Source organism: Streptomyces sp. NPDC055189 (genome assembly GCF_053606765.1).
The window spans coordinates 1-12,134 of sequence record NZ_JBSGSG010000146.1 but is presented as its reverse complement, the minus strand read 5'-3'; the positions used below and the strand labels follow the sequence as shown (position 1 = coordinate 12,134).

10 protein-coding genes are annotated in these 12,134 nt (G+C 68.7%); 7 read left to right on the top strand and 3 right to left on the bottom strand.

Annotated features, from left to right (window positions below):
* Window positions 1-64: 64 nt before the first annotated feature.
* A complete protein-coding gene (locus ACWFR3_RS45355; RefSeq protein ID WP_453740580.1) occupies window positions 65-1,102 on the bottom strand; it encodes a LacI family DNA-binding transcriptional regulator in 1,038 nt (345 codons plus the stop codon).
* On the bottom strand, window positions 1,099-3,564 hold the full coding sequence (locus tag ACWFR3_RS45350) for a glycoside hydrolase family 2 protein (RefSeq protein ID WP_453740579.1): 2,466 nt from the start codon (window positions 3,562-3,564) through the stop codon (window positions 1,099-1,101). The genes ACWFR3_RS45355 and ACWFR3_RS45350 overlap by 4 nt, the downstream gene beginning before the upstream one ends.
* A 270-nt stretch (window positions 3,565-3,834) precedes the next feature.
* Here ACWFR3_RS45350 and ACWFR3_RS45345 point away from each other — a divergent pair, with 270 nt between their 5' ends.
* From ACWFR3_RS45345 to ACWFR3_RS45325, 5 genes are all read left to right on the top strand, one after another.
* Complete coding sequence (locus tag ACWFR3_RS45345; protein ID WP_453740578.1) at window positions 3,835-5,154, top strand: ABC transporter substrate-binding protein; 1,320 nt, start codon at window positions 3,835-3,837, stop codon at window positions 5,152-5,154.
* Between the two features lie 215 nt (window positions 5,155-5,369).
* Window positions 5,370-6,341, top strand: coding sequence for a carbohydrate ABC transporter permease (locus tag ACWFR3_RS45340; protein ID WP_453740577.1), 972 nt, complete (start codon window positions 5,370-5,372; stop codon window positions 6,339-6,341).
* Window positions 6,338-7,204, top strand: coding sequence for a carbohydrate ABC transporter permease (locus ACWFR3_RS45335; RefSeq protein ID WP_453740576.1), 867 nt, complete (start codon window positions 6,338-6,340; stop codon window positions 7,202-7,204). The genes ACWFR3_RS45340 and ACWFR3_RS45335 overlap by 4 nt, the downstream gene beginning before the upstream one ends.
* Before the next feature lie 28 nt (window positions 7,205-7,232).
* Entirely contained in the window at window positions 7,233-7,592 is a 360-nt protein-coding gene (locus ACWFR3_RS45330) for a hypothetical protein (protein ID WP_453740575.1), read from the top strand.
* 101 nt (window positions 7,593-7,693) lie between these two features.
* Window positions 7,694-8,362 carry a histidine phosphatase family protein gene (locus ACWFR3_RS45325; protein ID WP_453740574.1) on the top strand — a complete coding sequence of 223 codons (669 nt, stop codon included), beginning with the start codon at window positions 7,694-7,696 and terminating at the stop codon, window positions 8,360-8,362.
* 36 nt (window positions 8,363-8,398) lie between these two features.
* Here the strand turns inward: ACWFR3_RS45325 and ACWFR3_RS45320 are convergent, their stop codons facing one another.
* Window positions 8,399-8,965, bottom strand: coding sequence for a TetR/AcrR family transcriptional regulator (locus ACWFR3_RS45320; RefSeq protein WP_453740581.1), 567 nt, complete (start codon window positions 8,963-8,965; stop codon window positions 8,399-8,401).
* A gap of 281 nt (window positions 8,966-9,246) precedes the next feature.
* On the opposite strand from ACWFR3_RS45320, the gene ACWFR3_RS45315 reads away from it, so the two are divergent.
* Both ACWFR3_RS45315 and ACWFR3_RS45310 read left to right on the top strand, forming a co-directional pair.
* Complete coding sequence (locus ACWFR3_RS45315; protein WP_453740573.1) at window positions 9,247-10,806, top strand: MDR family MFS transporter; 1,560 nt, start codon at window positions 9,247-9,249, stop codon at window positions 10,804-10,806.
* Window positions 10,807-10,894: 88 nt separating this feature from the next.
* Window positions 10,895-12,070, top strand: coding sequence for an FAD-dependent oxidoreductase (locus ACWFR3_RS45310; RefSeq protein WP_453740572.1), 1,176 nt, complete (start codon window positions 10,895-10,897; stop codon window positions 12,068-12,070).
* Window positions 12,071-12,134: the final 64 nt, after the last annotated feature.

Genomic DNA, 12,134 nt, shown 5'->3' with positions numbered 1-12,134 from the left:
TCGCACACCTGGATGTGCGACGCCCCCACTCCGCCTGGCCGCCGCGGCCCTGCCCCGGTACGGCTCAGACCCGCGGCGCGCGTGGCGCCGCCGTGGACGCCCGGGGTGTCAATGACGGTGTGGCGACCCGGCGCGGCGTCACCGCACGGCCGGCGATGACATCGAACAACTCGCGGGTGACCTCAGCCCCGAAGCCGTGCACGTCATGGCTCATCGCCGACAGTGTCGGATGCGTGAGCCGGCACAACTGGGAGTCGTCCCAGGCGAGCAGCGACAACTCGTCCGGCACCGCCACGCCCATCTCGGCGGCGACGCCAAGACCGGCCACGGCCATGAGGTCGTTGTCGTAGACGATGGCGGTCGGACGGTCGGGGCGCAGGAGCAGCGAGCGCGTCGCGCGGGCCCCCTCCTCCCCGGCGAACCCGGTCGCCACCTGCGGGCTCGGATCCAGGTCCAGCTCCCGCAGGGTGGTCCGGAACGCCTGCTCCCGGATCGCGCTGTGCCCCAGACCGGAGGGCCCGCCCACCCGGGCGATGCGCCGGTGGCCCAGGGCAGCGAGGTAGCGCACGGCCTCGGCCACCGCGCTGGCGTCGTCGGTCCATACCGAGGGGATCCCGCCGGTCAGGTCGGGATGGCCCACCGCCACCGCCGGGATCCCGAGGCGCTTGAGCGGTTCGATGCGCGGGTCGTCCTGGTGGAAGTCGACCAGGATGGACCCGCCGATCTGCCTCTTGCGCCACCACGTCTCCTGGAGCTCGATCTCCTCGTCCAGGCTGCTGACCAGGCGCAGCAGCAGGGAGCAGGACTGCTGGGCAAGCACGCTCTCGATGCCGGAGATGAACTCCATGTAGAACGGCTCGAGGCCAAGGAGCCGGGCCGGCCGGCACAGGGCGAGGCCGATGGTGTCGGTTCGCTGCGTGGACAGGCTGCGGGCCGAGGAGTTGGGCGCCCAGCCCAGGTCCCGGGCGACGGCGAAGATGCGTTCGCGTGTCGGTTCCGAGAGCCCGGGCTTGTGGTTGAAGGCGATCGAGACCGCACCCTTGGACACCCCGGCGGCAGCCGCGACATCCTTGATGGTGACGCGTTGGGTGGGAGCGCTCACGCCGGTTCCACGCTGAACAGGGCCGCCCGAATGGTGTTTGCCCCAGCGCCCTGCGCCCCGTGCACGCGGATGCGGGTCTGCTCGCCCGGCAGGAGCGTGATCAGGCCGCGGTCGGCGGTCGCGTGGGGGTTGATGCGGTCGGGCTGGAGCAGCAGGTCGCGTACGAGGGTCTGCGCGCTGATCACGACATCGACGGTGTTGCGGTCGCTGCCCACGGTCTCGACGGCGACGTCGTAGCGCGGCTCGGGGTAGCCGAACTCCCGGTCGCGTACCGGTAGATGGAGGGCCCGCAGGCCTTCGGTGTCGGCGACCAGGTACTCCTTGGCGGAGCCCGCTGCGGGCAGGACCTCCGACGGGACCGCGAGGCGCAGTACCTCGCGTGGCGGGGCGGTCAGTTCGAGCGACAGGCGTGCGGCGAGCGTGCCGTCGGTGCGCATCAGGCGCAGTGAGACGGAGGTCTCCCATGCTTCGGCGCCCTGGTTGGCGAGTACGAGATCGGCGCCTTCGGCTCCCGGCTGGAGGGTCAGGAGGCGGTCGGCGTAGACGCGGCGCAGTTCGTGGTGGAGCGGCTTGAGCCGGCCGTCGCCGTCCACGGCGGACCAGGAGCTGACCGGCCAGCAGTCGTTGAGCTGCCACACGATGGTTCCGGCGCAGCGCGGCCAGTTGGCCCGCCAGTGTTCGATGCCGGTGGCGACGGCGCGGGCCTGGGTGACCTGGGTGAGGTAGTGCCAGCGGTCGAAGTCGCCGTGCGGCAGCGCGAAGTGGCGCTCGACGCCGCGGTTGAGCTTGCCGTTGCCGTCCTCGGCCTTCTGGTGGTGCAGCATGCCGGGGGAGTCCGGGGCGAGGTCCTCGTCCGGCAGGGCACGGCGCAGTGTCGCCATCGCCGGGGGCGCCTGCCAGCCGAACTCGGAGACGAAGCGCGGCACGTTGGCGCGGTAGTCGGTGTAGTCCTGCCGGTTCCACACCTCCCACGAGTGGTAGGTGCCGTGGTCGGGGTCGTTGGGGTGGTGGTCCCAGGAGCCGGACCACGGGCTGCCCGCGGTGTAGGGGCGGGTGGGGTCAAGCTCGGCGACCACGCGCGGCAGAAGCCCCAGGTAGTACCCCTCGCCCCAGGAGTCGCCCGCGAGTTTGTCCTCCCATTCCCAGTCGCGAAAGCCCCACAGGTTCTCGTTGTTGCCGTTCCACACCACCAGGCTGGGGTGGGGCATGAGCCGTACGACGTTCTCGCGGGCCTCGGCCTCGACCTCGCCGCGCAGCGGCTGCTCCTCGGGATAGGCGGAGCAGGCGAAGAGGAAGTCCTGCCAGACCATCAGGCCCAGCTCGTCGCAGGCGTCGTAGAAGGCGTCGTCCTCGTAGATGCCGCCGCCCCAGATGCGAACGAGGTCGATGTTGGCATCGGCGGCCTGGGTGAGCCGGGCCCGGTAGCGCTCGGGGGTGATCCTGGAGGGCAGGACGTCGTCGGGGATCCAGTTCACGCCGCGTACGAAGATGCGCTCGCCGTTGACGACGAAGGTGAAGCCGGTGCCGTGTTCGTCGGGGCTCTGGTCCAGTTCCACGGTGCGAAAGCCCACTCGGCGCTGCCACGTGTCGAGTGCGGAGTCGGCCGTGGGGTCGGCGGTGGGCTCGGCTGTGTGCTCGGCGGTGCGGTCGGCTGTGTGCAGCGTCAACCCGACGTCGTACAGAGGCTGTTCGCCGTACCCGCGCGGCCACCACAGCTGTACGTCCGTCACGTCGAGCACGAGGGTGACGGCATCGCCCCGCACGTGGGCCTGTGTCTCGACTCCCGCCACGGTGGCGCGGGCGACGAGCGGCTGGTCCGTGCCCTGCGCGGTGCGCTCGAGGTCGACGCGCAGTTCCACGCGTCCCGTCCCCTCGTGGACCGTCACCAGCGGCCGGACCCGGGCGATGCGTGCGGTGGACCAGTGCTCGAGGCGAACCGGGCGCCACAGGCCGGCCGTCACCACGGTCGGCCCCCAGTCCCAGCCGAAGCTGGATGCCATCTTGCGGATGTACTGGAAGGGTTCGGGGTAGACGTTGGGGCGCTCGCCGGTCAACTCCCGTACGGCTGCGGCCTCCTCGTAGGCGGAGGCGAAGTCGACCCGCAGTTCGCCGTCGCGGCCGGTGACGTCGAAGCGGTAGGAGCGGTGCATGTTGCGTGTGCTGCCCAACTCCTGTCCGTCCAGGCTGATGCGGGCGGCGGTGTCGAGGCCGTCGAAGACCACGTCGGTGCGTTCGTGCGTGTCCGCGTCCGCGAGTTCCCCGGTGGCGCCGAGGGTGCGCGTGTACGTCCATGACCGACGGCCCACCCAGGCGATGTCGTTCTCGTTGGTCCCCAGGAAGGGGTCGGGGATGCGGCCTGCGGCGAGCAGATCGGTGTGGACGCAGCCGGGGACGCGGGCATCGAGCGTCGCCCCTTCGTGGCTGAGACTCCAGCCTTCCGTCAGCTGGGTGACGTCCTTCATTTGCGGCTCCAATCGGACAGACACAGGCCGTGCTCGTATGCGATGTCTGTCAACCTAACCCCGAGTTGATTAACCGGTCCAGTACTCAGAGGTGATCCAGGGGTCACGCGACAGCCCAGGTGGTGGTGGCTTCAGTCCAACTGAGCGCGCAGCAGCCGGTAACGATTGGGTATCGCGCCGGAAATCATAGCTTTACCGGTTCACGTATCGCTGACATAGTGCCGTCAGCCGCTGGGGCCTGAGCCGTAACCCTTGAAAGGAGTTGGGCACATGAGGAGGAAGCCGCTGATCGCCGCGCTGCTTGCCACCGCGCTGCTGACCGTCGCGGGGTGCAGCGGGGGAGGGACCCCGTCCACCGAGACGGCCACCGCTCCCTCGGACGCGGGCAAGGTGTCGGGCACCATCAAGGTGCTCACCAACCGTACCGACCTCGTGCAGGACGGCACGATGAAGAAGTACGCCACCGCGTTCAACAAGATCTACCCCAAGGTGAAGGTCGGTTTCGAGGGCATCACCGACTACGAGGGGGAGGTCAAGATCCGGATGAACACCGAGAACTACGGCGATGTCCTCCTCATCCCCGGCGTGCTCGCCAAGGGTGACTACCCCAAGTTCTTCGCCCCGCTGGGCAACACCGCGACGATGAAGAAGAAGTACCGCTTCACCGGCAAGACCGATGTCGACGGCAAGACCTACGGCATCGCCAACTTCGGCACCGCCAACGGTTTCGTCTACAACAAGTCGCTGTGGAAGAAGGCCGGCATCACCGACTGGCCCACCACCCCGGCGCAGTTCCTCGACGACCTCAAGACGGTCAAGGACAAGACGGGCGCCACGCCCTACTACACCAACTTCAAGGACGGCTGGCCGCTGGCAGGACCCTGGACCAACAGCGTCGGATCGGGGGGTTGCGAGGCCAAGGCCTGGGACGACCTGGCCACGTCCGACAAGCCGTGGGCCAAGGGCAGCGATCTGAGCGTCATCGACACCCTGCTGCACGACATCGTCCACGGAAAGCTCGCCGAGAAGGACCCCACCACCACCAACTGGGAGAGCTCCAAGACGCAGCTGGCCAAGGGCGACATCGGCAGCATGCTGCTCGGCTCCTGGGCCATCAACCAGATGCGCGACGCCGCGAAGAAGGCGGGCGAGAAGCCGGACGACATCGGCTTCATGCCCTTCCCCGTCCAGAAGAGCGGCCAGTTCTGCGCCACGCTGGTCTCGGACTACCAACTGGCCGTCAACGCGCACTCCGAGCACAAGGACGCCGCGCGTGCCTGGCTCGACTGGTTCACCGAGAAGTCCGGGTTCGCCGCGAAGGAGGGCGGTGTCTCCGCCCTGAAGGCCGACCAGCTGCCCGAGGTCCTCAAGCCCTATGTGGACAACGATGTCAAGCTCGTGGAGCGTTCCGAGGCCAAGACGGAGGACGTCAACGCCATCGACGACGCCGCCGAGATCGGCCTGAGCAAGCAGGACTACCGGCAGAAGCTGATCGACGTCGCCCGCGGCGCACAGGACGGCGACTTGCAGGGGTACTTCGACGACCTGAACAAGCGCTGGGCAGAGGCGGCCGCGGCCTCCGGTTCCTGACCGGGCCCGCACGGGACGCACGGGGCCCCGCACCGCCCGCGGGGCCGGGCCCCACGCCCGCCGATACGTCGCGCAACATGCCAGTCAACGCGTCGCGCAACATGCCCGCCGGCTCGTTGCGCCCCACGCCCGCGGGCTCGTTGCGCCCCACGCCCGCCAACTCGTCGCGGAACACGCCTGCCAACTTGTCGCGGAACACGAAAGGCCCGCCCGCCATGACGCACACGACATCCACCGCGCCGCCGGCGTCGCACGAACCCCCGGCAGCGGCAGCCCGCCACCGGACCAAACGCCGCACCGGGCCCACCCGCTCCTGGCGTGACCATCCGCTGCGGCGGATCACTCCGTGGCTGTTCCTCCTCGCGCCGCTGGCGCTGCTTGTCACGTTCACCTACGTGCCCGTGGCCAACATGATCTATTACAGCTTCACGGACTGGGACGGGGTCAGCCCCGACCGGAACTTCACCGGCATCGAGAACTACACCCAACTGTTCACGCGCCCCGAACTGTTCCGGGTCTTCTTCGTCAGCTTCTACTACCTCGCCGCCTCCGCCGTGCAGATCGTGATCGCGCTGTACTTCGCGACGGTGCTCAGCTTCGACCTGCGCTTCCGCAACCTCTTCAAGGGGATCCTCTTCTTCCCCTACCTGATCAACGGCGTCGCCATCGGCTTCGTCTTCCTCTACTTCTTCCAGGACGGCGGCACCCTCGACTCGATCCTGTCCTGGTTCGGCGTCGGCGGCGACCACGCCTGGCTCGGCGACCCCGAGTCGGCCAACACCTCACTCGCCGGAGTGTCCGTGTGGCGCTTCACCGGCCTCAACTTCGTGCTCTTCCTGGGGGCGATCCAGTCGATCCCCGGCGAACTGTACGAGGCGGCCCAACTCGACGGCGCCAGCCGCTGGCAGCAGTTCCGGCACATTATCGCGCCGGGCATCAAGCCCGTTCTGAGCCTCAGCGTCATCCTGGCGATCTCCGGCTCACTGGCCGTCTTCGAGATCCCGTACATCATGACCGGCGGCGCGACCGACACCTCTACCTTCGTCATCCAGACGGTCAAGCTCGCCTTCCAGTTCAACAAGACGGGCCTGGCCTCGGCCTGCGCCGTCGTGCTGCTCCTGATCATCCTGCTGGTCACCTGGATCCAGCGCCGGATCGTGCCCGACGACAAGGTGGACCTCGTATGACCACGCTCACCACGCCCGCCCGGTCCACCACTCCCGGCAGGCGGCCCCGGGTCGGCACGGCACTGACCTACCTCTCGCTGATCGTCGCCTCGCTCGTGGTGCTCGTCCCCCTGCTCGTCGTCTTCCTCACCTCGCTCAAAACCTCCCGCGAGGTGACGGACGGCGGCGCGATGAGCCTGCCGGACGACTGGCTGAACTTCTCCAACTACGCCACCGCCTTCAACGACGGCAAGATGCTCATGGCGTTCGGGAACACGGCCTTCATCCTGCTGTTCTCGATCTCCGGCACCGTGCTCATCGGGTCCATGACGGCGTACGCGATCGACCGCTTCGACTTCCGGCTCAAGAAGACGGTCATGGCCCTGTTCCTGATCGCCACGCTGGTCCCCGGTGTGACGACGCAGGTGGCGACCTTCCAAGTGGTCAACAGCTTCGGCCTGTTCGACACCCACTGGGCGCCCATCCTGCTCTACATGGGCACCGACATCGTGTCGATCTACATCTTCCTGCAGTTCATCCGCGGCATCCCCACGTCGCTCGACGAAGCCGCCCGCCTCGACGGCGCGAACACCTTCACGATCTACCGCAAGATCATCCTGCCGCTGCTCAAGCCCGCCATCGCCACTGTCGTCATCGTCAAGGGCATCACGACGTACAACGACTTCTACATCCCGTTCCTCTACATGCCCTCCGAGGACAAGGGAACGATCTCCACCGCCCTGTTCCGCTTCAAGGGCCCCTTCGGAGCGCACTGGGAGAACATCTCCGCAGGAGCAATCCTCGTGATCCTGCCGACGCTGCTCCTCTTCCTCTTCCTCCAGCGCTACATCTACAACGGCTTCGCTCAGGGGGCTACGAAGTAGCGGGCTCGCTGTGCAAGCCTGCGGGCTCATGGATACCGATGTGTGGCTTGAGCCCGGTGGGCGTCTTGTGATCGAAGTCTTCGTGCCCGACGTGCAGCGTCTGCCGCCGGGCGAGACCGCCCGCCCGTTCCACATTGGTGAGCAGCATGTGGGCTTCGATACGTATGACCTGGTCAACCAGCGATTGGTCTCACATCACTACACGATCGAAGGCGGCCAAGGCAGCACCTTCCGCTCACCGCACCGTTACGTCTGGCCCTCCGAGCTCGACGTGATGGCCAAGCTCGCCGGCCTGGAGTTGTCCGAGCGATGGGCCGACTGGACGGAGGCGCCCTTCACCGCGTCCAGCCGGTCACACGTCAGCGTGTGGCAGAAGCCGCCGTCCTGAGTGGCCGCTCACGTGTTGTCCCGCTTGCCCGTATGCCGGTGCGGGGGGTTCTGGTGGCAGAGTGGAAGGCGTTGTTTTCGTCCAGTGGAGGTAATCACCGCATGCGCCTGCTGCTCATACGTCATGGTCAGACCCCGTCCAACCTCAAGCACCTCCTGGACACCGGGGCCCCCGGCCCGGCGCTGACGCCGCTGGGGCAGGATCAGGCGGCTGCGCTGCCGGAGGCGCTGGCGGGGGAGAAGATCGATGCCCTGTACGTGTCCACGTTGCTGCGGACCCAGCTGACCGCCGCGCCGCTGGCTGCCGCGAAGGGGCTTGAGGTCAAGGTCAGGGACGGGATCCGGGAGCTGATCGCCGGCGATCTGGAGATGCGCGGCGACAACGAGGCGGCCACCGCCTACCTGGAAGCCGCCTTCGCCTGGTCCGCGGGCGACACCGAGCGCCGGATGCCCGGTGGGGAGAACGGCGTGGAGGCGCTCGGCCGCTTTGACGCCGTGGTCGCCGAGGCGGCCGCAACAGGCGTCGAGACGGTGGCGATGGTCAGCCACGGTGCCGCGATCCGTATGTGGGTGGCCGCTCGTGCGGTCAACGTCGACGTGGAGTACTCCGCGAGTCACCCGTTGGGCAACACGGGCGTGGTCGTCCTCGAAGGTTCGCCCGAAGAGGGCTGGCAGGCCCTTGTGTGGGAGGGGCGCCCGCTGGGCCCGGAAGGCGACGCACCGGAGGAGGACGGCGGCCCGGCCGGCGAGGCCACCGTTCCGGCTGCCTGAGGCACGGGGAGATCCGCAGCCTGCCCTCGCCCTACCTCAGGCGAGGGCCCGCCAGCCGTTCTCGAGCAGGTCGAAGGCGCGTGTGATGGCCTGGCGGGGGTCTTCGTGGCCGCGAGCGGCGCGGGGGGCTTCCAGGGCGAAGTGGGCCAGGGCGGTGCAGGCGGGATCGTCCGCGGGCAGACCGCTGTCGTCGGCGATGGCCCCGGCCAGGGCGGAGGTGTGGCGCAGCCACATGTTCTGCACGTAGTCGCGCAGGGCCGGGGTGCTGTCGACAAGGTCGAAGAAGGCGGTGAAGCGGGCGTCGCTGCCCGCGGCCGCCATGCGATAGCGCAGTGCGTGCTCGCACAGGGCCGCGGGGATGGACTGGTCCCGGGGCCGGTCGCGCACGGCGGCGAGAAGGCGGGCTTCCTGGGCGGCGTCCTCGTCGAAGACGAGGGCTTCCTTGACCGGGAAGTGCTTGAACAGAGTTGTCGTGGACACGTCTGCGGCATCCGCGATCTCGCGGATGCCGACATCGTCGTATCCGCGCTCGAGGAACAGATGAAGGGCCGCATCCGCGATGGCTTGGCGGGTGGCGGCCTTTTTGCGTTCGCGGCGCCCCATCGGTGGCATTGGCGCCGACGGGGCGCGGGTCCCGTCGGCGCCGGTCTCGGTGTCGGTCTCGGTCTCGGTCTCGGTATCGGTACCGGTCATACCGGGACTCTACCTCTTGGTTGTTCAAGTTCAAAAGTTGAGTCGTTGCACTTATTTAGTTGGTGTGCTTTTCTGGAGTGGCGCCGCGAGGCGTCGCAGCAGTGGCCGTGAGCCACCGCCCGGCCCCTCTGTGCGGCCGCCTTCTTACTGTTCCTCACCTCCTAAGGCACCTCCGAAAGGAGTGATCAGTCATGTCCGCGTCTGCGTCTCTCCCCTCCGCCGACCCCGTAACCGCCCCCTCATCCGTGCCGAAGAACGTGCGCTGGGTGCTGCTCGGCGTCATGCTCGCGATGCTGCTCGCGATGCTCGACAACATGGTCGTGGGCACCGCGATGCCCACGATCGTCGGCGACCTGGGCGGCCTGGAGCACATGTCCTGGGTCGTGACCGCGTACACACTCGTCACTGCCGTGACCACCCCGATCTGGGGCAAGTTCGGCGACCTGTACGGCCGCAAGCCCTTGTATCTCGCCTCGATAGCCGTGTTCATCGTCGGCTCCGCGCTGTGCGGGGCCGCCCAGTCCATGACCGGCCTCATCGCCTTCCGTGCCCTGCAGGGCATTGGCGCCGGCGGCATCGGCGCGGGCGCCTTCGCCCTGGTCGCCGCCCTCGTGCCGCCCCGGGAGCGGGGCAAATACCAGGGCATGACCGCCTCGGTCATGGCCATCGGCACCATCGGCGGCCCACTGCTCGGCGGGTTCATCACCGGGCACTGGGACTGGCGTTGGGCCTTTTACATCAACCTGCCGCTCGGCCTGCTCGCCCTGGTGTGGTTGTGGCTGACGCTGCACGTGCCCGCCCGGCGCATCACCGCGAAAATCGACTGGGCGGGGATCGCCCTGCTGACAATCTCCATCGGCGCCATCGTGCTGGCCGCCACCTGGGCGGGCGCCACCTACCCGTGGGGCTCCTGGCAGATCCTCGCCCCGGGGGCCGTCGCCGTGATCGGGCTCGCCCTGTTCATCGGGGCGGAGAGGCGGGCGGACGAGCCGCTGCTGCCCCTGACGGTGTTCACCAACCACCGCAACTACCCGCTCGCGGTGGCGATGATCCTGGCCGCAGGCGTGGTCATGTTCGGCGCCGGGCTCTACCTGCCGCTCTTCCAGCAGACCGTCCAGGGCGCCTCCGCCACCAACTCCGGGCTGCTGATGCTGCCCATGATGATCCCGGTGGTGATCGTGTCCACCCTCGCCGGGAAGGTCATGTCCGCCACCGGCAAGTACAAGATGTTCCCCGTCCTCGGTACGGGGTTCCTGACCACGGGCCTTGCCCTCCTCGCCACCATGGACAACGGCACATCACGGCTGTTGACCGGGCTCTACATGGTGCTGGTCGGCATCGGTCTGGGCTTCACCCTGCAGATGGCGGGCACCATCGCGCAGAACAGCGTCGCCCTGCGTGACATGGGCGCCGCGATGAGCTCGGTGAACCTCTTCCGCACGCTGGGTGGTTCGCTCGGCGTCGCGGTCTTCGGCTCGCTTTTCACCCGCGCCGTCCAGTCCCACCTTCCCGCCACCGGTGGCGGCACCCCCGCCGACGCGTCCGCCTCGTACGACCTGCCCGCCGGGGCCAAGGACGCCTACCTCACCGCGGTCACCCACGGCACCCACCAGATCTTCCTCACCGGGGCGATCCTGTGCGCCCTCGCCTTCATCGCCGCGGTCCGCGTCGTCGAAGTCCCGCTGAAGAAGGCCGGGCCGCCGCCGTCCGCAGGCCAGCCCCGGAACCACGCTGCGACAGGGGCCAGTTGACCCGGCCGCTCCGCACGGCATCGAACGACCACACCCCATCGCACCGCAGCACCGCAGCACCGCTGTGCGGCACGAACGGAGAGAAGCCATGAACACCACCACCACCCCCGCACCCCGCATCGCGATCATCGGTGCCGGCCCCGGCGGCCTGACCTGCGCCCGCATCCTGCAGGAACACGGCATCACCGCCACCGTCCACGACGCTGACACCTCCCGCACCGCACGCGACCAGGGCGGCAGTCTCGACATGCATCCCGAGTCCGGCCAACACGCCCTGCGCGCAGCCGGTTTGCTGGACCAATTCCTGGCCGAGGCCCGCCCCGAGGGCCAGCAGATGCGCCTGATCGGCCGCGACGGCCGCATCCTGTTCGACGCGGTCCCGCCCGCAGCCGACACCGCCGAGGGCAACCCCGAGATCGACCGCGGCCAACTGCGCGGCCTCCTCCTCGATTCCCTCAAGCCGGACACCGTGCGCTGGAACCACAAACTCACCCGCGTCGCCCCCCTCGGCGACGGCACCCACCGCCTGCACTTCGCCGACGGCACGATCACCGATGCCGACCTCGTCGTCGGGGCCGACGGAGCCTGGTCCAAAGTCCGCGGCCTGCTGTCGGACGCGCGGCCGGTCTACACCGGCGTCACCTTCGTCGAGACCGGTCTCAGCGACGCCGACCGCCGACACCCCCGCCTCGCCGAACTCACCGGCGACGGAACCATGATGGCCCTCGACAACAACCAGGGCTTCGTCGCCCAGCGCAACAGCGGCGGACGCATCCGCGTCTACGTCGGCATGCGCACCGACGAGAACTGGCACCAGCAGGCAGGCGTCGACCTCACCGACACCAACGCCGTACGCGAAGCCCTCCTCGCGGAGTTCAACGGTTGGAGCCCCGACCTGCTCGGCTTCATCACCGACACGGACACGGACACCGACACCGACACCGGCTACATCAACCGCCCCCTGTACGCCCTGCCCGTCCCGCACACCTGGCCCCGCACACCCGGCCTCACCCTCCTCGGCGACGCCGCCCACCTCATGTCCCCCTTCTCCGGCATGGGCGCCAACCTCGCCATGCTCGACGGCGCCGACCTCGCCAGGGCCCTCATCGACAACCCCACCATCGACCAGGCCATCACCGCGTACGAGAAGACCCTCATGCCGCGCTCCATCGAAGCGGCCGAGGGGGCGGCGGAGGGCATCGACAGCGCCTTCGCCCCCGACAGCGCGATGCAGGCGCTGGCGCACATGACGCAACATCACTAGGCCGGAGCCGCCGGAGCCGCCGGAGCCGCCGGAGCCGCCGGGGCCGCCGGAACGTCAGGTGTCC

Bases quoted from the DNA above. Each gene is read 5' to 3' on its own strand.
- ACWFR3_RS45325 (WP_453740574.1), top strand. From the start codon at position 7,694: ATGCGCCTGCTGCTCATACGTCATGGTCAGACCCCGTCCAACCTCAAG.
- ACWFR3_RS45340 (WP_453740577.1), top strand. From the start codon at position 5,370: ATGACGCACACGACATCCACCGCGCCGCCGGCGTCGCACGAACCCCCG.
- ACWFR3_RS45350 (WP_453740579.1), bottom strand. From the start codon at position 3,564: ATGAAGGACGTCACCCAGCTGACGGAAGGCTGGAGTCTCAGCCACGAA.
- ACWFR3_RS45330 (WP_453740575.1), top strand. From the start codon at position 7,233: ATGGATACCGATGTGTGGCTTGAGCCCGGTGGGCGTCTTGTGATCGAA.
- ACWFR3_RS45315 (WP_453740573.1), top strand. From the start codon at position 9,247: ATGTCCGCGTCTGCGTCTCTCCCCTCCGCCGACCCCGTAACCGCCCCC.
- ACWFR3_RS45310 (WP_453740572.1), top strand. From the start codon at position 10,895: ATGAACACCACCACCACCCCCGCACCCCGCATCGCGATCATCGGTGCC.
- ACWFR3_RS45345 (WP_453740578.1), top strand. From the start codon at position 3,835: ATGAGGAGGAAGCCGCTGATCGCCGCGCTGCTTGCCACCGCGCTGCTG.
- ACWFR3_RS45335 (WP_453740576.1), top strand. From the start codon at position 6,338: ATGACCACGCTCACCACGCCCGCCCGGTCCACCACTCCCGGCAGGCGG.
- ACWFR3_RS45320 (WP_453740581.1), bottom strand. From the start codon at position 8,965: ATGGGGCGCCGCGAACGCAAAAAGGCCGCCACCCGCCAAGCCATCGCG.